Here is an 18,727-nt window from a genome sequence, read left to right as displayed (position 1 = left end):
CGCTCTCCTACTGGCTTGTCTTGGCCTGCGCTTGCTCGACTTTGGCCTCCGGGTTCTTGCCCAGATCGCGGCGTACGAATGCCGCCAGGTCGAGCACCTCGGAGGCGGTCAACTTGGGAAAACGCACACTATTGCGTCCAAACGCCGGCATGGGTGTGCCTTCACGCCCGCGCACGATGGTTGCGGCAATGAACTCCTCGCTCGCCGCCTTCTGGAAACCGGCATTGGCCAGCGCGGGACCCAGTCCACCTTCGCCCTGCGCCCCGTGACAACCGGAACAGTTCGCGCGAAACAGGTCAGCGCCGTTCGCGGGATGGCCCGCGCCTTTTTTCCAGGCGGCGCGCGAACCCGACACCAGCGGCAGCGCCGTCGTGAAATCGACCAGCGCGCGGAGGCTGGCCGCGTCGTAGCGGGTGTAGCGCGGCATGGCCGTGCCCGGAGTGCCGGCAATGAGCGCCCGGTACGCAGCCTCATGCCGTCCGCGCACCCGGCTATCCGCGGTCGCCAGCGGAGAGCCCAGCGGCGTGCCTTCGCCGCGCTCGCCGTGACAGGCGGCGCAATCGGTCCGATACAGGCGTTCGCCAAGGGAGCGGTCGGAAGCGGAGCGCTCTACCTGAGCGAAGCTCGGGACAGACGTGAGACTCCGCAAGAAGGCGATGAGCGCCTTGGCATCCGCGGGAGTCAGGCTGGCTCCCGCTGCCGCCAGGCCCGGCATCTTGCGGCCCGGCCGTCCGTTCTTCAACGTGCTATCCAGAAACTCGTCGCTCGCCACATCGAGGAAGTCCGCCCTGCCGATTCCCGGGAAGCGCACCGCGAGCGATCCGTAGTTGCGTCCTTCTCCGTTGGCGGCATGGCAGCCGCTGCAATACGCACCGTAAAGCTGCTCGCCACTGAGCGCCGGCGGCGTCTCCCCGAGCACCTGGCGCCGGAGCCGATCCTTGGGCTGGAACTCAGCGGGAAGATCGCGGCTGCGCAGAAAGAGCGCGAACGTGGCCAGCAGGTCGGCCTCATCTCTGTTTTCCGCCATGGCCGGCATCTGGCTGGCGGGCACGACGCCCGCCGGGTCCATCAGATGGCGGCGCATGTAGTTGACCAGCGTCTTCTCGCCCGGCACGCCGGCAAAGCTCAGATCGCCGATGGGCTTACGTCCTGCTGCGTCCAGTGCCGGACCCTCATCCCCGCCGCGGCCCCGGATTTTGTGGCACCCCAAACAGCCGCGTTCCATGGCCAGGGCCTGCGCCTCGACCACCCGCGGCATGCCGACGCGCGTATGCAGGAAAGCGTCGATCGAACCCAGGTCGGCGGCTGCGATTTCGCCGTAGCTGGCCCTCCAGTCGCCCGTCTTGTCTTCGGCCAGCTTCTTCATGTGCAGCGCGTGCCAGTCTTCGCGGTAACCCTTCAGCCCTACGTAGGAGAGATCGGGAGCTGCACCCCTTCCACGGCCGTCCATGGTGTGACAGCTCAGGCAATCCAGGCTCTCGACCAGATGGCCTCCGCGCTCCAGCGTTCCTCGCGCCACCAGGGGCACGGAGTCGTGGCAGGTCCCGCAGCCCGCCGCTTGGTGTTGCGAGTCGAGCATCTGTTCGTCCCAGAAGGAGACGAACCCATGCGCGGCCTGCTTGCTGGTCGCGCGGCCTTGTCCGCCGTGGCACACCGTGCACCCGATCTCCTTCGGATCATGCGGAATTGCGGGATGTGCGCGGAACAACTTCTCTTCGGGCTGTGGAGCCGCGCTGCCCATACCCAGATGGCAGGAGACACAGCGGTCGGTCACGCCCAGCTTGGGTTTCCATATCTGCTGGATGGCGATGGGAATCTGCGCCGTTCCCGAACGCGCGGCCAGTTGGTTGTAGCGCTGCTGTACGTCGCGCCACTCGGCGAAGTAGGGCCGCAGCGGAGCCGACGCCAGAATCAATACGAAGATCACGCTCAGTCCCGCAAAGACGCGCATCAGCCGTCCTGGGCGGTAGTCCTCGGGATTGATCTGCGGGGTGCGCATCTCAGTAGATCCCGTCCCTCCATGGCAAAGTGAACTGCCAACCCGGACCGCGGAAAAACACGCCGATCACGGTGAGCGCCGTGCTCGCCAGCAGGAACCACAGGAAGATCCAAAAGGCCAGACTGCGGTCGCCCAGCCAGGCAATGATTCCGCTGTCGCTGTGGTGCACTGCCGGCAGAGTCATCAGCACTGCCACCAGCCAGAGCGGGAGAACGATCGGCCATACCGGGTGCGCGCCGGTGAACAGAAAGATCGCCGAGAGCGCGCCGACGCTGCCCCACAGCCAGGCCAGCTTGTGACGGGTGCGTGTCCGCCACAGGGCTTCGCGCTTCAGATTGACGTTGAAATAGGGAATGACCACCAGCGCCAGGATCACCAGCCCCGGCAGAAGCACTCCAGAGAAAATCGGCGGGTAGTAATGCAACAGCTCCTGTAGACCCAGAAAGTACCACGGAGCCTTGGCGGGATTTGGCGTCTTCTGCGGGTTCGCGATCTCCTCCAGGGGCGCGTCCGCGACGATCGCCAGCACCGCCAACCCCAGAGAGATGGCAACCAGCGCGACGCCCTCGCGCAGGAACAGGTGCGGCATGGACATCACCTGCGGCTCGTCGCTGGCGTCCACTGCCGGCTCCTGCTCGCCCTGCACCACCACCAGCCGGACCGGAGCCTTGCGCGCGTTGTCGTCCGTTTCAAGAACGAATTGTGGGCCGTGACTCTTCATGGTTCGGGTCTTCCTCTCACAACGCTCCCCGGCCCGACGCGTCCGGATTAGCGGACGACAGGACCGCCCCGGCGGGCTCGGGCTCCGGCATCGCAGGCTGTTCCTCTTGCCGTTCGCCGCCCGGCTCGCCGAGGTAGATCCCGCCATCCTTGCGCACCCGCCAGATGTGTACCGAGAGCAGCAGCACCAGGAAGAACGGCAGCACCACGCAGTGCAGCACGTAGAAGCGCAGCAGGGCGTTCTCGTTCACTTCAGTCCCGCCCAGCAGCAGAAACTTGATGTAGTGGCCGAAGTACGGCACCGAATCGGCCATGTTCGTGCCCACGGTCACGCCCCAGTACGCCAACTGGTCCCAGGGCAGCAGGTAGCCGGTGTAGGAAAGCAGAATGGTGATCAGCAACAACATCACCCCAATCACCCAGTTGAACTCGCGCGGCGGACGGTAGGCTCCCGCGAAAAACACCCGCACCATGTGCAGCAGTACGAGCGCCACCATGGCGTGCGCCGCCCAGCGGTGCAGGTTGCGCAGGAACGGTCCCATGTAGACCACGAACTGCAGGTCCTTCATGTCCTCGTACGCCCGCGGCACCGATGGGTGGTAGACAAACATGAGGAAGATGCCGGTGACGACCAGGATGAAAAATGTCGCCGCGGACAAACCGCCAAGGTAGAAGGTGCGCGTGAACTGGATGGCGCGCACGTTCACCTTCACCGGATGGATGTGGAGAAACAGATTGCTGAAGACCGCGAGCGAGCGGTTGCGATTGGTGTCCGCGAAGCTGTGACGAAAGACAGAGCGGAAGACGCGGTTCTGCGTCACGGCGTCTGCGATCCGGCGGTAGCGATGAACGGTTCGCGACATGGCTCAAACCTTCAGAATGACGTCGTGTTCGACGCGCTTGCTGACGTCCACGACCAGCGCACCCTGCTCCAGCGTCAGCAACAGCCGCGGCAGAGGCTTGGGCGCTGGACCATCGGTCACGGCACCCTCGGGCGAAAACTTGCTCCCGTGGCACGGGCAGAAGATGCGGTTGTTTTCGCGCTCGTATTGGGTCAGGCAACCCAGGTGCGTGCAGGTCGCGCTCATGGCGAAGAATCCATCCCGTGCGTGGACGACGTACACCTTCTGCTGCGGCAGCGCCACCAGGGTTCCCACCGGAATCTCCTCGGGCTTGCCGATGCGGAAACGGCGCTCTTCTTCAAACAGCACCTCCGGCCACATGAAGCGCACCGCGGTAATGAAGGTGCCGAGACCGGCCAGGCCCATGGCACCCGCGCCCACCAGGGCCAGGAACTCGCGACGGGTCTCGTCGGCCTCATCCAGCGGCATTCGCAGGTCGTCCAGCAAAGGCATCTGGTAAGCCTCCTTTCACAACACGCGGTCGGCCAGGGCCATGACCGCGGCTTCGTTGGCGCGATAGAGCGCCTGCATGGTGATCACGCTGGCCGGGCAGCGGCGCGCGCACAAACCGCAGCGGATGCAGATGGTTTCGTCCTTGATGAGGGCGGCGCCACGGCTGGCCAGGACCGTGGCCGGGGCGCCGTTGGGCAGCAGCGCCCGCGCTTCCGTGGCCCCGGCCGAAACGCGCACCAGCGAAACCAGGTCGATGCATTCTTCCGGACAGACATCGACGCAGCCGCCGCACTGGATGCATTCCGTGCCCTGCATGCGGGAGGAATCGAAGATGGTGTTCACCCAGCAGTGCAGGCAGCGGCTGCCCTCGGTCCGAGCTTCGGTCTCCGAAAGGCACAGTTCCACTTCCTCGCGCGGCTGTCGGCGCTCGATGGGCAGCACGGGAACGCGACGGCGAATGATGGTCTCGTAGTCGCCGCGAGCGAAGGGATGGTCGTAGCCAAAGGTGGGAAACACCCGGACCACGTATTTCTCGGGTCCATCCGTGCGTCCGGTCAGGTAGGTGTCGATGGACTTAGCGGCGCGCCGGCCGTCCCCCACCGCAGAGATAATGATGCGCGGGCCGAAGGCCACGTCCCCGCCGGCATAGATGCCGGGCACGGAGGTCGCCAGCGTCTCCGTGTCGACCACCACGGTCTGCTGCGGCGTGGTCTTGAGCCCGTGCTCCGGACCGAGAAAACTGAGGTCGGCGATCTGGCCGATGGCCAGGATGACGGTGTCACAAGGAATCTGCTTTTCACTGCCTTCGACGAACTGGGGAGAGAACCGGCCTTGTTCGTCGAAGACGCGGGAGACATCCAGCGTCTCCAGGCCGGTGACTCGGCCATTGCCCAGCACCGCCTTGGGCCCACGGCGATGGATCAGGCGGATGCCCTCGTGCGAACCTTCTTCGATCTCCTCGGCATCCGCAGGCATCTCATGGCGCGCCTCCAGCGAAACCATGGTGACGTGACGTCGCAGCAGGCGCGAGGCGGCCACCGCGGCGTCCACGGCCAGGTTGTGGTGCTCTTCGTCCGGTTCTGAAGTGCCGCCGAATCGGCGTGCGGTCCGGGCAACGTCGAAAGCCACGTTGCCCCCGCCCACCACCAGAACGTTCTCGCCGATATCCAGCGGCACCCCGAGATTCAGGTTGATGAGGAAGTCGAGCGCCGTGAGCACACCCTTCTTGTCTCCCCCCGGCAGCTTCAGCATCTTTCCCTTGCGGCAGCCGGTGGCCAGGAACACGGCGTCGAACCGGCTGCGAAGATCGGGAAACGTGATTCCCTTCCCGATCTCGAGCCCCAAGCGAAACTCGACGCCGAGGAAGCGCACGAAGTCGATCTCGCGCTCGAGCAAAGCCCGCGGCAGGCGGTACTCCGGGATGGCCAGCCGCATCATCCCGCCCGCCATGGGCGCGCCGTCGAAGATGGTGACACGGTGTCCCATGAGCGCCAGGTCATGGGCGCACGCCAGGCCCGCGGGGCCGGAACCGATCACCGCGATGCGCCCCGGGTTCGGTGCCCGCGGTCGCGGGCGCTCCACCACCTGCAGAATCTCTTCGAAGCTGAACTCGCTTTCCACGCCGTACTGCTCGTTGACAAAGCGCTTCATCGCGCGGATGGCGATGGGCTGGTCCAGTTGCCCGCGCCGGCAGGCGGCCTCGCAGGGATGCGCGCAGATACGGCCGCAGATGGAGGCCAGGGGGTTGGGCGCGCGCGCCAGCAGATATGCCTCACGGTAGCGCCCCTGCGCAATCAGGCTCACATATCCGCCGGCGTTGGTGTGCACCGGGCAGGCCGCGCGACAGGGGAAGTTCGTTTCCAGGTAGCGCAGATTCAGGGCATCTCGTCCGTCCCACCAGGAAGCACGCCCGGCGCACGGGTCTTTGCGCTCGGTTGCGCTCAGGCCGGGTTGCGCCATAGGGATCGACACCGGCTCACTCTTGCCTTTCCCCGGCACCCGCGGGGGATGGAGCGCTTGCTGCCAGGTCTCCGATCGTCGTCCCGCTCAGAAACTGCACATAAGCATCGCGCAACTTTTTCCAGGGCGCGTGCGCCGAACAGGGGCGGTCGTCGGTGCACTCAGGGTTGACGCCGAGCAGACAGTCCGGTTGTTCCAACGGACCCTCGAACACTTCCACCACATCGCGCAGGTGAATCTCTGCCGCTGGGCGGTCCAGGCGGTAACCACCCCGCGTGCCCCGCGAGGCTGCAACCAGACCCGCGTGCCGCAGCATGAGCATCAGCTTGGGCAAGTACTGCTCCGGCACGTGCGCCTCCCGCGCGAGATCGCGACCCAGCGACCATGCCCCTGGCCGCTCCTGGGCCAATCGAATGAGTGCGCGCATGGCGTACCGCGACGTGGCTGAGATCACGCCTTGTTAACCTCTGTATGAAGAAATCCACTTCTAGCTTGCCGCTCGCGGAAGTGCTGTGACCGCAATCACATGCGAAGGTGACGGCTCGAGGAGACGCCTCGCTATGTGACATTTGTCACAGCCTCTTCCACTGCCTCCCAGTAGCCTTCGCCCAGGCTCGGGAGGCCCTATGGGAACGATCACCAAAGAGAGCAGCGTGCGGGACGTGGTGGCCGGTCATCCAGCGACGCGCCGCGTCTTCGACCGACACGGCTTGCAAGGTTGCGGCGGCGAGCTGGGACCGAATGAGACGCTGGAGTTCTTCGCCGCCGTGCACCAGATGGACGTGGACCAGTTGATCCGCGAACTGGAGGCCGAGGCGCAGCGGCCCGGCGCGTCGACCTACGTATACCGCGAGACGCTGCCGGATTACATCTATCGGCGTTTCTTCAAGGCAGGTGTGCTGACCGTGTTGAGCGTGGGCTGTCTCTGGGGCGCGTTCAATCTCTGGACCATCGGGACGAAGGGCAGCTTTCTGCAGCTGGGACTGCTCTCTTCCATTCATGCCCACGCGCACGCCATGATCTTCGGTTGGATCGGCCTGTTCGTCATGGGCTTCGCCTACCAATCCTTCCCGCGCTTCAAGAACACCACGCTGTGGCGGCCGGAACTGGCCAACCTCAGCTTCTGGCTGCTGGCGGCCGGGATTATTGCCCGCGTAGTCGCGGAGTTGTGGCAGCCGGCGATCTGGGCCGTAGCGTTGGCGGCAACCTCGGCCATGGCGGAGATCTTGGCGGTCACGCTCTTTCTTCTGGTGCTCTATCGCACCGCCAGACAGTCGGTGGAGCCGCACAATCCGTACGAGAAGTTCATGGGCGCTGCCTTCCTCTGGTTCTTCGCCGGCACCGTGCTCAGTCACGTCTTCTTCTTCGCCAAGCTCACGGCCGCGAGCCAGGAGCAGCTCATCCACCGCATCGCGCTCATTGACGGCCCGCTGCGCGAGATCCAGTTGCTCGGCTTTGCCGCCTTCATCATCGCCGGGGTGAGCCAGCGGCTGGTGCCGACCATCTACGGCTTCCCCGCTCCCAAGCGCGACCGTCGTTCCTGGATCTTCGGCTTGATGATGGCCAGCCTGCTGCTGAACATCGCCAGCTACGTGCTTTTCCTCACCACCCGGAACCGCATCTTCGGCATTGGGCTGGAACTGGCCTACATCATGATGCCGATCTGGGCGGTGCTGCTGGTCCGGCAGATCAACCTCTTCGCCGCGCCCGAGAGGCCCGACCGCACTCTCAAGTTCATCCGCGCGGCCTACTTCTGGCTGCTGGTGGCCACCGCCATGATGCCGTTCTTCATTCCTTACAGCCTGCTCACCCACCAGGGATTCGCGCATGCCTACATGGGAGCGCACCGGCACGCATTCACCGTCGGGTTCATCAGCCTGATGATCATGGGTGTGAGCGCCAAGATCGTTCCCATCCTTGCCGGGGTAGACGCGCGGTCGCTCAGTTCGCTCTGGGGTCCGTTCCTGCTGGTGAACATCGGCAACACGGCCCGGGTGACGCTCCAACTGGCAACCGACTTCACACCCGTCGCCTTCCCGCTGGTCGGCGTCACGGGATTCATTGAGGTCGTCGGTCTGGCGTGGTGGGGCATCGAGCTGTGGCGCACCATGAACCTGGCGAGCACACACCGTCCGAAGCAACTGGTCATGCCTCTCCCGCTTGGTGCTCGTTAGCTTTTCAGCAGCCAGGGCGACTATCGGCGCCAGTTGAGTTCGAGGTAGGAAAACCGGCCATTCCCGGCGTCGGGATAACTGGCGGCGATCGCGCTGCGCGAGAAGGCTCCGCCGAGATAGAAGGACAGTGACACCTGGGGACTGACCTTCCAGTCGGCGCTCACGTCGGCGAAAGTGGCCAGACTCTTCCGCCCACCACTGGGGCGGCCCACATATCCGAACGTGGTGTCCTGGAACGCGCCGCCACCCAGATACCAAAGGTCACGGGAGTTGCCCAGTCGCAGCCAGTGGATGTCGCTGCGCAACGTCACCTTGGCGTGTGGCCGCAGGATCAGCTCCGCGAAGGCGTCCTCGTTGTTCATCAGGTTGAAGAACGGAAAGCGCGCGTAGATGCGCGGTGTGGGCAGCACCTGAAAGAAAGTGTTGTGGTCGCCGTCCGCCGGGTCGCCGTCGCCGGAGGAGCGGAAGTAACCCAGCCGGAACCAGGGCTTGAGCTTCCAGGGGGACTGGTAGCCCGCTTCGACTGCGCCCGCGCCGGCACTGTGGGTGAGCGCGCCCCAATCGCCGAACTGCCACGCCCCCCACAGGAGCACGTCCACTTTGCCGCCGCCCGCGGAAAAGACGTCGAGGTAGTGTCCGCCGACCGTCGTCACGCGGATGTTCTCGTGGTCGGCCCGCCGCACCGGCAGCGGCCGGTTGTCCACTTTCAGCGCCCCGCGGCCGTCATGGTAGTGCAGGACGAACGCGCGCCACTCACCCGTAGCCTGCTTGTGAACGACGCGCGTATAGGCGCCGTACATCACATCCACGTCGAGATCGATGCTGCCGTGGGTGTCGAACACGCCTTGCGTGGCGCGTCCCCCCATGACCGTGATGTTCGAAGCCGGTGTCGAACGGGAATACTCGACTCCGTCGAAGCTGCGACCCACATGCGAAAAAGCGAAAGTGCCGATCAATCGATGGGCAATGCGGTCGCGCTTGAGCGCGGCCAATGTGGCGTCCTTGGGAGCCGTTTCGGCTCCATCGACAAACTCATAGCGGCCCAGTCGCAAGCGGCTGGCCTTGTCGCCACCCAGTCCCTTCAGCCGGACGTACGCCTGCTTGGGGAACACGCCGGCAACGTTGCGGTCAAAATCGTTGGCCGCGAAGTAGCTCGCTCCCAGGCCCAACTGACCCTGCGGGGCGGGTGCGATGGCATTGTCCGGCAACCCAAGCAGCGTCGGCTGAGCCAGTTCGATCTGCCAGTCCCAGGTCTCGCGATCTTGCCCGATTCCCAGGCGCAATTGTGAGGCGAGGAATTCATAAGTGCCATCGGCCAGTGGCGTGTCGAACCAGTCCCAGTTCTCCAGCCGCAGGCGCACCTGCACCGTCACCTTGAGGGGGAATTTCTTCGGAGTCGGACTGTCGTCAGTCTGCGCCGCCGCAGGACTTGCCGCCAGCGTCAGCGCAACCAGGATGGCCGCCAGCAACCCCGCGCCAAGCCCATGAGCCGTAGCCGTTCTGCTCCGGATACCCGACATTCGGCCTGATTCTTGCGAAAGCCGCAGCAGCAGTCGGTGATGAAGGTCACAACCCTTTCGGCTAGCGCGGGCCTGCGTTATGGTCGCCGGCGACCTTTGTGTTCCGCGTTGCAACCGAAGCGAGAGCCGTCCCGGAATCCGGGTTCCAAAAACGCGGGTCCCGTCCCTGGCTGTCCTCGGGCCGGGCCACCAGCGGATTCAGCCATTCGATGACCGCGGCGTATCCCAGGCTTTCCGGATCGTGCTGCAGGTAGCCGGCGACGACACCCAGCACTTCGAAGCCTTCTTTCAACTGAAAGCTGAGGGTGGGATCGCGCAGCTTCCCTTGCAAGATCCGGATGACGTAATCCTCCGCGCTCATCCGATGGGCATAGCGGTGGTAGTGGCGCAAGCGTGCACCGGCTCGGATCCGGAGCAATCCCAGCCCTTGCACCAGTTCGCGTCGCGCCTGGTAGAGCTTCTTCCCGATTCCCCTCCCTTGCCGGGAGGGCTGCACCATTACTTCCGCGCCGTACAGCGTGCGCCCACGCTCCGGATCATGGTTGGTGAACATGCCGTGGTCGGTAAAGTCCCGCCAGGGAGCGTGCAGGTCATAGTCGTCCCAATAAACGATCAGGCTGGCGGCCATGCCCACGACTTTCTGGGTATCCGCTTCCACTGCCACCAGTTGCCCCGCGGGGAAAACGCGCATGTGGGAACTGAGCTGTTCGTGGCTCCACGTCGGAGCGCCCGGATACACCTCGCGGGTCAGATCGTCGATCGCCACAAAGTCTTCAGGGCGAGTGGTACGCACTACGACTTTGGGCCGGTGTTGCGTCATAGTTGGATCACTTCTGGCTGCGCAACGAGTTCCGCGCTCCGGCCGCTGTCCAACAGGGGCAGGACGGTGCCCTCCGCACGGGACTCCGCGATGGTCTGAAGATTCAGCTCTCCGATGACCATCATCTCCTGGTTCGGGTTTCCTTCCGCCAGGATGCCGTCGCGGGAGAAGGGAAAATCGCTCGGAGTCAGGATCGACGCCTGGCCATAGTTCAGCGAGACCGCCGGAACCATGGGTAGAGAACCCACCGTGTGCGACAGTACCGCATACATCTGGTTTTCGATGCACCGCGCTTGTGCGCAATACCGCACCCTCAGGTAGCCTTGGCGATCGTCGGTGCAGCTGGGCACCAACAGGATGTGTGCGCCTTCGCGGGCCGCCGCCCGAACGATTTCCGGGAACTCGACGTCATAGCATATGGCGATGGCCATGCGGCCGAACTTGGTCTCGAATATTCTTAGTCGCGAGCGTGGTGCGATCTTCCAGTCTTCCTTCTCGAACCTCGTCATGTGCAGTTTTCCCTGGACCCCAAAGTCTCCCGACGGGCTGAAGAAGAACCCGTCATTGTGAATGGCCCCGGAATCTTCCTGCACCGGCATGCTTCCGCCCGCGATGTAAAGCTGATACTTGCGCGCCAGGCCCGACATCAGGTCCACGTAGCGGGTCTTTTGCGCCGCCAGATCACGGATCTGATCCTGGATCGGTCTCTTGATGTCGCCCAGAGTCAACAATTGGACGGTGAAGTACTCGGGAAACACCAGCAAGCCGCAGTCGTAGTCCGCCGCGGTTTCCACCAGCGCCGCAACCTGGTCCCGGAACTGCTCGAAGGTTTGCACCGGCCGGATGAAATACTGCAGCGTCGCTACTCGGAGACGTTCCACGGTCATCTCCTTCCTCTTTTCCTTTGGGGTCCGGGCACAATCTCACACATCCGACCCGGGTGGCAATCCGCCGAAGCAGCTACCGCTTGATCATGCGGATCTCGGTTCCGTTGCCGACGAACTCCACCGTATCCATCAGCTGGTTGATGAGGTAGATGCCGCGGCCGTGGCTGGAGTACACATTCTGGCCCACGATGGGACTGGGAACCGACGCCGGGTCGAAGCCCTCGCCCGGATCCCGCACGACGATCAGCATGCCGCGGGCCTCGTCGCAGGCCACGCAGCATTGGATGAGCTTGGTCACATCGCCCCGCGCGCCATGCACGATGGCGTTGGCCAGCGCTTCACGCAGGGCGGTCTCCACTTCGAATTCTTTGCCCTTGGCGCATTCCATCTCGCGCGCCATGGCCATCACCCCTTCGGTCACGCCGTTGATGGCGTGCGCGTCCGCGGGCAGGGTCATATTCAGCCGCACAATCAGCTTGCTGGCCTCGAACGAGCATTTGGGCATGGGCTGGGTCATGGTCTCATCACGATTCTAACGAATCTCGTCCATTGTCTCGCCCATGTGCGGCTCTCGGATGCTAGAATTTTGTCTCCGCAGCGTCGCACGACTATTCTCCATTTTCCCGAGGTGATAGATGTCCCTTTTTCGTTTTTCTGCGATTGTTCTCTTCTGCTGGGCGACTGTACCGGCGTTTGGCCAGCACCAGCACCCGGTAGAGAACCCAAAACCCACGCAGGAGCCTGCGCTCCAGTTCGATGCCGTTGGCGAATGGCATCACCCCGTGAGCACTCAGTCAGCGATGGCGCAGCGCTATTTCGATCAGGGACTTCGCCTGGTCTACGCTTTCAATCACGCCGAAGCCATCCGCAGCTTCCGCGAGGCGCAGAAGCACGACCCCAAGCTGGCCATGGCGTGGTGGGGCGAAGCGCTGGCCCTCGGACCCAACATCAACGACGCTGGCGACGCCGATCGCAACCACATCGCGCACCAGGCTGTGGAGAAAGCGCGCTCGCTGGCCGCGGGCGCGACGGAATCCGAGCGCGCGTTCATCGGCGCCCTCGCTGTCCGTTATTCCGCCGACAAGGACGCCGACCAGAAAGCCCTCAACCAGAAGTACGCCGAAGCCATGGCCAGGGTCGCGGCGCGCTATCCCGAGGACGCGGATGCGCTGGTCCTTTACGCTGCTGCCCTCATGGAAACCATGCCCTGGAATTACTGGACCAAGGACGGCAAGCCGCACCCGGGTACCGAAGACGCGATTCGCGCTATTGAGAACGCTCTCGCCAAGCACCCCGAGCACGCCGGCGCGAACCATTACCACATCCACATCGTGGAAGCCACGGACCCGGACCGCGCCATCCCCAGCGCGGAACGCCTGGCGACGCTCGCCCCGGAAGCCGGCCACCTGGTTCACATGCCCGGCCACATCTGGATCCGCGTGGGCCGCTACGATGAAGCGGACATGGCCAACGAGCGCGGCATCCTGGCTGACGAAGCTTATTTCGCCCGGACCGATGCCAAAGGGCTCTACTTCGTCGGCTACTACCCGCACAACATTCACTTCTTGAACTGGGCCACGCTGTTTGAGGGCCGCAGCCAGCGCGCGCTCTCCTCAGCGCGCAAGGCGGCCACTACGCTGCCGGAGGATATGAGCACGGCGCCTTCGTTCGCCCAGGGCATCGCCGTCACGCCCTTGTACACCATGGTGCGCTTCGGCCTTTGGGACGACATCCTGAAGGAACCACTTCCCGGAAAAACGCCCTTCCTCGAAGCCATCTGGCATTACGCCCGCGGCATGGCGTATGCCGGCAAGAAGCAGCTGTCCGACGCCGAGAAAGAGCTGGCGCAGCTCAACCAGATTTCCGCCAAACCCGAACTGAAGGACTTCGCCGTCGGCAACAACAAGGCGGCGCAAGTCACCGAGATCGCCAGCCATTCGCTGGCGGGTGAGATTGCGGCGCGCCAGGGCAAGACCGATGCCGCCGTTGAGCACCTGAAGAAAGCGGTGGCCATCGAAGACACGCTCACCTACGACGAGCCCGCCGACTGGCCGTATCCCGTTCGTCATTGGCTGGGCGCAGTGCTGCTGGAAGCCGGACGCGCTCCCGAGGCGGAAGCTGTGTACCGCGAAGATCTGCGTCACTATCGCGAAAACGGCTGGTCGCTCCTCGGTCTCATGCAGAGCTTGAAGGCGCAAGGCAAGACTGCAGAAGCCGCCGAAGTCGAAAAGCGTTTCCAGCAGGCGTGGAAGCGGGCCGACGTCGTGCTCACGGCGTCGCGTTTCTAGGCGAGCTTGAGGACTCGCGACAGTCGCGTCTGCCCAGGATGGCGATGCCCGAGCGCGAGGGCGTTGTGACCCGCGCGCTCGGCGCCACGGTGCACGAATGCAAACTAACGCATGCCGAACAGCACCCGGTTCTCTCCCTGCTCCTGAATCCGCTTCTCGAGCAGTTGGACCAGCTTCTCTCTGCGGGCGAGCACGGCGTCGATCTCCGCGGGGCGCAAATACGGCGCCAGGCGCTGACGGACGACGTCGGGATCCAGGGTGCGCAGCTTCTCCCATAGTGTGCGGTCGTACTGGATGATCAGCTTGGGGTTCTGCAGGTTCTTGTGCTGACGGAATGCCCGGGTGTGGTCGACCATCCACAGCTTCCAATCCGCGTCGATGAGCATGTTGCCGTCGTTCCGGTCGGTGTTGTAGACCAGGTTGTCCCACACATGCATGACGTGCAGATATTGATTCCAGCGAGCTTCGTCGGGCGGTCTCGCACTCTGCTGCCGCAACACGGTCCTTTCGCGTGCATTCTCGACCCACATCTGCAATGAGCCATCGCTGCGTCCCAGCTTGCGCACCTCCGCCGGAGGGACGTTGTCCAGTCCCAGAAGCAGGCTCAACTGATAGGCTGCCGGCTCGAACAGGTAGCTGTCGCGGAACATCAGCTCGATCTGCCCCGACGCCAGCTTCATCTTGGGACTTTGCTGGTTCACCTCGCGGAAGATAGCGTGGGCGCGGACCCCATCCTTTTCCAGCAACACCTTTTTGGGGTTAGTGACTCCCCCTGGAATGTCCTGCATGGAAACAACCTGGGCCGTGCGGAGGAATTCCAGGATCTCCTCGTCGCTGGCAAACGGCAGGGGCTTGCCGTCCTCGCCTAGCCAGACGTGTCTTGCATGGGTCGCACTGTGGGCGGTTGCCGCCTGCTCTTGCTCAGCCCTCTGAGGTGGGACCGGAGGTTGGGATGCGTTTTGCCGAGCGTGTGCCGTCCCGGGCGCGCATACGAGAGACGCCAGCACGCACACCAATACACGAGCGGATGTCCAACCCCCGCCTCGCCGACGCTGGTCCCGGCGCGTCATGGAGCATTCCTGCTGGCCCTGGCCGCCCTGCTTGGCGGCCAGACGCAACCGGACCTATCGCGGCGGCCTCAGGTCGATTCGCTCGGCGTGGAAATTCCCCTTGTCATCGGCCTTGCCCACGACGATTACGAACGAACCTTCGGTGAACTCGCTCTGTTCCGCATCCTTGTCGCCCTTGGTCCACCGGGTCGAACTGTCGTAATGGATGGTCTTCTCGAAGTCATCCCGCAGGGTTTGCCCGCCGCGAACGTCGAGGGTGGACTTCTCCTTGTTGATGCGAAGCAGTTTGCCCTGCCAGCGCTTAAGCGCGACCGGGGTTTCGGTCTTCTTCTCGGTCGCCTTGCCTTTCTCCTTCTCGCCCGCCTTGCTTTCCTGGGCGAGCATCGGTACCGCCAAGAACACAACGACCACAAGGCCTAGAAGTCTCTTCATTGGAACCTCCTGATGGAAACGCAGCAGATGAATACCGCAGAGATGTAGCGGCTATGTAGTGGCGGGCGGAAAGGTGAACAACGATCACGCCCAAGAACTCTCGTCACGTCGGCCCCTCCGAGCGCTCACTCTCAGTTCCGAAGCTCGACGACGGAGTGAGGGGCTAAGGAATGAGGCAGATTCTAGGTCGCGCGCTTCCGGAAAGTCAACGGCGCGGGCAGGGATCCAGCAACCCGGCTGCGGCCGCTTCAGTCGGCGCGCTTGCTGGCGGGATGCTCTTGTGCCTCGAAGTCGCGCATCCTCTCGGCCATGTCCACAGAAAAGGGACGGCTGGCCTCGCCGAAATACACCGACACGTGCGGGTAGGGGATCTCGATGCCCTGCTGGTCGAACGTGTTCTTGATGCGGCGGCGCAACTCTCGGCCTACGTTCCACTGCTCCAGCGGCAGGGTCTTGATGCGCATCTTGATCACCACGGCGGAGTCAGCGAACTCATCCACGCCCACCACATCGAGCGGGGCAAGGATCTTCTCCCCGAACGCCGGGTCTTTCTGCATCTGGTCGCCGACCTCGCGCAACACCTGCATCACCCGGTCGACGTTCTCCTTGTAAGCCACGCCCATGTCGATCACGTAATACGAGTAGTCCTTGGTGAGGTTGGAGACCTCGGTGATGGCGCCGTTGGGGAAGATGTGCACCGTGCCGTCGAAGCCACGGATTACTGTGGTGCGCAGGCGGATGGCTTCTACCAGCCCGCCCTTGCCGTTGATGTTCACGATGTCGCCGACCCGGATCTGGTTCTCCAGGATGATGAAGAAGCCGGAGATGATGTCGCGCACCAAGTGCTGCGCCCCAAAGCCTACTGCCAGGCCGGCGATGCCCGCGCCCGTGAGGATGGGCACAATATCCACCCCCAATTCGCGCAGCACCATGAGTCCGGCCAGGCTCATCACCAGCACCGTGACCAGCTTGCCCAGCAGGCGGCTCACCGTATGGGCGCGCTTCTCGCGCTCCACAATCGCCGTTCGCGGACCCTCGGCGGGCACCATGAGTCCGGGCAGGTGGCCCATCGAAAGGCGCACCACGCGGTTCAACGCGTAGGCCCCCACCACGATCATGAGGATACGCAGCCCCGGCCCCAGCGCCCAACCCTCAACGTCACCCCAGTCCAGGCGCTTCAATCCATGCAGGCCAGAACCGCGCAACAGGATCATGAGGGTGGCTACCCCGGCCACCGCCCCGATCGTCCGCCGCAGCACCTTGTTCAGTTGCTTTTCCCACTGCCGGATCTCTGCCAGATTGGCCGCGCCTTCCCTGCCCATGGCCAGCGCCCAGCGACGCACACCACGCCCTGCCAGCCACAGCAGCAGCCAAAGCGCCAGCAGCAAGCCGCCGGCTGAAATCAGCGCGGGCAGCAGCTCGCGGTAGGAGAAGCTCGAAGGCATCTTTACTTTTTATCACGATTCCGGGGCTGATTTACGCGGCATTGCGCGCCCCGCCACGCTGTGATACTTTCCGCCGCTATCGCGGGAGGCGGGATGACGTTGCTGGTGGTCTTCGGAATGTCGGTGGTGGTGCTGCTGGTGATGGTGGCTGCCGTCTACAACCGGTTGGTCAAGTTCAGCGTGCGCACCGATTCCGCCTGGGCCGATATCGACGTGCAGCTCAAGCGCCGCCACGACCTGATTCCCAACCTGGTTTCCGTGGTCAAGGGTTACGCCACCCACGAGTCCACGACGTTCGAAAACGTCACCCGCCTGCGCACGCAAGCCATGGAAGCGCAGGGGCCGGCGCAGCGCTCGGTCGCGGAGGGCCAGCTCACGGCCGCCCTGCGTGGCCTGTTCGCCGTGGCCGAAGGCTATCCGCAACTGCGCGCCTCGGACAACTTCCTGTCGCTGCAGCATTCGCTCAGCGAAGTCGAGGACGCCCTGCAGAACGCGCGCCGCTATTACAACGCCGTGGTCCGGGACCTGAACACCGCCGTCCAGAGCTTCCCCACGAATCTGGTGGCCGGACTGTTCCAGTTCCAGACGCGCGCCTTCTTCGAGGTAGCCACCACGGCCGAGCGCCAGCCCGCCGACGTCAGGTTTTAGCGGCCCGAGCTAGCTCGCATCGCGCCCTGCGCCGGATCGAGTTCCTGCGCCTGCCGCAGATACTCCAGTGCCTCAGCACGATGCCCGGCTGCCCGCGCAATGCTCGCGGCATGCTGGAAGAGGCGCAGTTCGCGGACTCCCACCTCCAGCGCCTTCCGCATCTGCTTGCTCGCCTCCGCATAACGGCCGTTCCGGTAGAGCGCCCAGGCGTAGGCATCGAGCGTATGAACGTCATGCCGGCGCGAAGATTCCCATGCGGCGATCTTGAGCGCCTCCGCAGCCTTCCGAGCGTGGTCGGCATAATAGAAGACGAGTTCGCGGTTGGCGTTGTCCCACTTCTCACTCTCCTTTAGCGCCTTGGCTTCGAATTCCGCGAACGCCCGGCGCGCTTCGGACTGGCGGCCGGCTCGTTCCAGCGCCTCGGCCAGGTCGTACAGGTTCTCCGCGTGCGGCGCAGCTTCGTACCTGCGGCGCAGCAGATCGACGGCCTCGCCCCGCCTGCCCTGTGCCGCGCGCACACGGCCTAGATTCGCCAGCGCGTAGTGATAGCCGGGAAACAGCCCCAGAGCCTCCATGAGATGCGCTTCCGCACCCGCTGGGTTCCCTCGCATCAGTTCGAGATGGCCCATCTGCGTGCGGGTCCACGCCAGGTCTTCGCTCTCGTTCGGAGGCGTGCTCTGTAGCGCCATCTCCATCAGTTCCAGCGCGCCTTCCACGTCGCCGCTCAGTTCGCGCAGGTAAGCGGCGCGCGTCAGTCCGGGCACGTTGCCCGGCCGCAGGTTCAGCATCCACTGCGCCGCGTCGATCGCGTCCTGGTAGTTACCCAGTTCGGTGTTGGCATCGGTCAGAAAGCCGTACACCTGGAGGTCGTCGGGCACCTGCTGGTTCAGTGCTTTGGCCTTCTCCAGCGCCTGCGCGAACTCGTGTCCCCCCAGCAGCAACCAGACCTCGAGCTTCTGCGCTTCGAAGTTGCCCGGCATCAGCTCGAGCGATTTACGTACCGCCTCCCCGGCTTTGGCATAGAACGCGGTGTCGGAAGTCTCGCGCGCCCGCCGCGCCCACCCCAGGGCAAGGTCGTTGTAGGCTTCATAGCTGCCCGGTTTGGCGGCGATGACGCGTTCTGCCGCTGCAATGCGCAGTTCCGCGGGCGTGCGTGCATCGGAGATGGAAACCTGCTGTGCAGTCCCCACGAGCGAAACCAGCAGGCTGAACACCACAGGAGCGAAGAACCGTTTCATTTTCGTCCTCACTAGGTAGGTTCGGGGCCGCGCGCAGGACGAGCGCCCGCCGCGGCCCACGAGGTTGTGTCAGTTCACCGTGCAGGTGCCGCCGTTGCAGCCGTCCTCGCCCGGATCCACGTGGCGGCTGTTGCGGCCGTCCCACGCGTATCCCAGGTACGGGAAGCTGGGC

17 protein-coding genes are annotated in these 18,727 nt (G+C 64.2%); 3 read left to right on the top strand and 14 right to left on the bottom strand.

The features are described from left to right. Positions 1-7: 7 nt before the first annotated feature. Genes VLE48_02000 through VLE48_01975 form a run of 6 tightly spaced genes read right to left on the bottom strand, consistent with a single transcriptional unit; the run spans position 8 to position 6,487 of the window. Positions 8-1,999 (bottom strand): c-type cytochrome, encoded by a 1,992-nt coding sequence (locus VLE48_02000; protein ID HSA91756.1) that lies wholly within the window; start codon positions 1,997-1,999, stop codon positions 8-10. A 1-nt stretch (position 2,000) separates the two neighbouring features. Further along, positions 2,001-2,720, bottom strand: a complete 720-nt coding sequence (locus VLE48_01995) for a hypothetical protein (protein ID HSA91755.1) — start codon at positions 2,718-2,720, stop codon at positions 2,001-2,003. Between the two features lie 16 nt (positions 2,721-2,736). Further along, positions 2,737-3,582 carry a cytochrome b N-terminal domain-containing protein gene (locus VLE48_01990; protein ID HSA91754.1) on the bottom strand — a complete coding sequence of 282 codons (846 nt, stop codon included), beginning with the start codon at positions 3,580-3,582 and terminating at the stop codon, positions 2,737-2,739. A gap of 3 nt (positions 3,583-3,585) precedes the next feature. Next, positions 3,586-4,074: a ubiquinol-cytochrome c reductase iron-sulfur subunit gene (locus tag VLE48_01985; GenBank protein ID HSA91753.1), complete on the bottom strand. Its 489-nt coding sequence runs from the start codon at positions 4,072-4,074 to the stop codon at positions 3,586-3,588. A 15-nt stretch (positions 4,075-4,089) separates the two neighbouring features. After that, positions 4,090-6,045 carry an FAD-dependent oxidoreductase gene (locus VLE48_01980; GenBank protein ID HSA91752.1) on the bottom strand — a complete coding sequence of 652 codons (1,956 nt, stop codon included), beginning with the start codon at positions 6,043-6,045 and terminating at the stop codon, positions 4,090-4,092. 4 nt (positions 6,046-6,049) lie between these two features. Continuing rightward, positions 6,050-6,487 (bottom strand): Rrf2 family transcriptional regulator, encoded by a 438-nt coding sequence (locus tag VLE48_01975; protein HSA91751.1) that lies wholly within the window; start codon positions 6,485-6,487, stop codon positions 6,050-6,052. 172 nt (positions 6,488-6,659) lie between these two features. Between VLE48_01975 and VLE48_01970 the strand changes: the two genes are divergently transcribed. Next, entirely contained in the window at positions 6,660-8,207 is a 1,548-nt protein-coding gene (locus tag VLE48_01970; protein HSA91750.1) for an NnrS family protein, read from the top strand. A gap of 20 nt (positions 8,208-8,227) precedes the next feature. Here the strand turns inward: VLE48_01970 and VLE48_01965 are convergent, their stop codons facing one another. The 4 genes from VLE48_01965 to VLE48_01950 all read right to left on the bottom strand — a co-directional run bounded on the left by VLE48_01965 (position 8,228) and on the right by VLE48_01950 (position 11,951). Beyond that, a complete protein-coding gene (locus VLE48_01965; protein ID HSA91749.1) occupies positions 8,228-9,727 on the bottom strand; it encodes an alginate export family protein in 1,500 nt (499 codons plus the stop codon). A 61-nt stretch (positions 9,728-9,788) separates the two neighbouring features. Beyond that, entirely contained in the window at positions 9,789-10,547 is a 759-nt protein-coding gene (locus VLE48_01960; protein ID HSA91748.1) for a GNAT family N-acetyltransferase, read from the bottom strand. Further along, complete coding sequence (locus tag VLE48_01955; protein ID HSA91747.1) at positions 10,544-11,428, bottom strand: carbon-nitrogen hydrolase family protein; 885 nt, start codon at positions 11,426-11,428, stop codon at positions 10,544-10,546. Before VLE48_01955 ends, VLE48_01960 begins: the two co-directional genes overlap by 4 nt. Positions 11,429-11,507: 79 nt before the next feature. Next, positions 11,508-11,951 (bottom strand): ATP-binding protein, encoded by a 444-nt coding sequence (locus VLE48_01950; GenBank protein ID HSA91746.1) that lies wholly within the window; start codon positions 11,949-11,951, stop codon positions 11,508-11,510. A 265-nt stretch (positions 11,952-12,216) separates the two neighbouring features. On the opposite strand from VLE48_01950, the gene VLE48_01945 reads away from it, so the two are divergent. Further along, positions 12,217-13,722: a hypothetical protein gene (locus tag VLE48_01945; protein ID HSA91745.1), complete on the top strand. Its 1,506-nt coding sequence runs from the start codon at positions 12,217-12,219 to the stop codon at positions 13,720-13,722. Between the two features lie 104 nt (positions 13,723-13,826). Here VLE48_01945 and VLE48_01940 read toward each other — a convergent pair whose 3' ends face one another. From VLE48_01940 to VLE48_01930, 3 genes are all read right to left on the bottom strand, one after another. Then, a complete protein-coding gene (locus VLE48_01940; GenBank protein HSA91744.1) occupies positions 13,827-14,510 on the bottom strand; it encodes a hypothetical protein in 684 nt (227 codons plus the stop codon). Between the two features lie 336 nt (positions 14,511-14,846). Next, the gene (locus VLE48_01935) at positions 14,847-15,224 is read right to left on the bottom strand and encodes a hypothetical protein (protein ID HSA91743.1); all 378 of its coding nucleotides are present in this window, start codon (positions 15,222-15,224) and stop codon (positions 14,847-14,849) included. 248 nt (positions 15,225-15,472) lie between these two features. Then, complete coding sequence (locus tag VLE48_01930; protein HSA91742.1) at positions 15,473-16,669, bottom strand: mechanosensitive ion channel family protein; 1,197 nt, start codon at positions 16,667-16,669, stop codon at positions 15,473-15,475. A gap of 93 nt (positions 16,670-16,762) precedes the next feature. On the opposite strand from VLE48_01930, the gene VLE48_01925 reads away from it, so the two are divergent. Continuing rightward, on the top strand, positions 16,763-17,317 hold the full coding sequence (locus VLE48_01925) for a LemA family protein (protein HSA91741.1): 555 nt from the start codon (positions 16,763-16,765) through the stop codon (positions 17,315-17,317). On the opposite strand, the gene VLE48_01920 is transcribed toward VLE48_01925, so the two are convergent. Continuing rightward, entirely contained in the window at positions 17,314-18,555 is a 1,242-nt protein-coding gene (locus VLE48_01920; protein HSA91740.1) for a tetratricopeptide repeat protein, read from the bottom strand. The genes VLE48_01925 and VLE48_01920 overlap by 4 nt on opposite strands. Positions 18,556-18,727 lie beyond the last annotated feature (172 nt).

The sequence above is a fragment of the Terriglobales bacterium genome (assembly GCA_035454605.1).
Lineage (GTDB): Bacteria > Acidobacteriota > Terriglobia > Terriglobales > Acidobacteriaceae > DATMAB01.
This window is presented reverse-complemented; position numbering and strand designations above follow the sequence as displayed.

Coding starts and splice junctions, on each gene's coding strand:
- VLE48_02000 (HSA91756.1), bottom strand. CDS start 1,999: ATGCGCACCCCGCAGATCAATCCCGAGGACTACCGCCCAGGACGGCTG.
- VLE48_01940 (HSA91744.1), bottom strand. CDS start 14,510: ATGCAGGACATTCCAGGGGGAGTCACTAACCCCAAAAAGGTGTTGCTG.
- VLE48_01995 (HSA91755.1), bottom strand. CDS start 2,720: ATGAAGAGTCACGGCCCACAATTCGTTCTTGAAACGGACGACAACGCG.
- VLE48_01960 (HSA91748.1), bottom strand. CDS start 10,547: ATGACGCAACACCGGCCCAAAGTCGTAGTGCGTACCACTCGCCCTGAA.
- VLE48_01965 (HSA91749.1), bottom strand. CDS start 9,727: ATGTCGGGTATCCGGAGCAGAACGGCTACGGCTCATGGGCTTGGCGCG.
- VLE48_01920 (HSA91740.1), bottom strand. CDS start 18,555: ATGAAACGGTTCTTCGCTCCTGTGGTGTTCAGCCTGCTGGTTTCGCTC.
- VLE48_01970 (HSA91750.1), top strand. CDS start 6,660: ATGGGAACGATCACCAAAGAGAGCAGCGTGCGGGACGTGGTGGCCGGT.
- VLE48_01925 (HSA91741.1), top strand. CDS start 16,763: ATGACGTTGCTGGTGGTCTTCGGAATGTCGGTGGTGGTGCTGCTGGTG.
- VLE48_01935 (HSA91743.1), bottom strand. CDS start 15,224: ATGAAGAGACTTCTAGGCCTTGTGGTCGTTGTGTTCTTGGCGGTACCG.
- VLE48_01990 (HSA91754.1), bottom strand. CDS start 3,582: ATGTCGCGAACCGTTCATCGCTACCGCCGGATCGCAGACGCCGTGACG.
- VLE48_01985 (HSA91753.1), bottom strand. CDS start 4,074: ATGCCTTTGCTGGACGACCTGCGAATGCCGCTGGATGAGGCCGACGAG.
- VLE48_01950 (HSA91746.1), bottom strand. CDS start 11,951: ATGACCCAGCCCATGCCCAAATGCTCGTTCGAGGCCAGCAAGCTGATT.
- VLE48_01930 (HSA91742.1), bottom strand. CDS start 16,669: ATGCCTTCGAGCTTCTCCTACCGCGAGCTGCTGCCCGCGCTGATTTCA.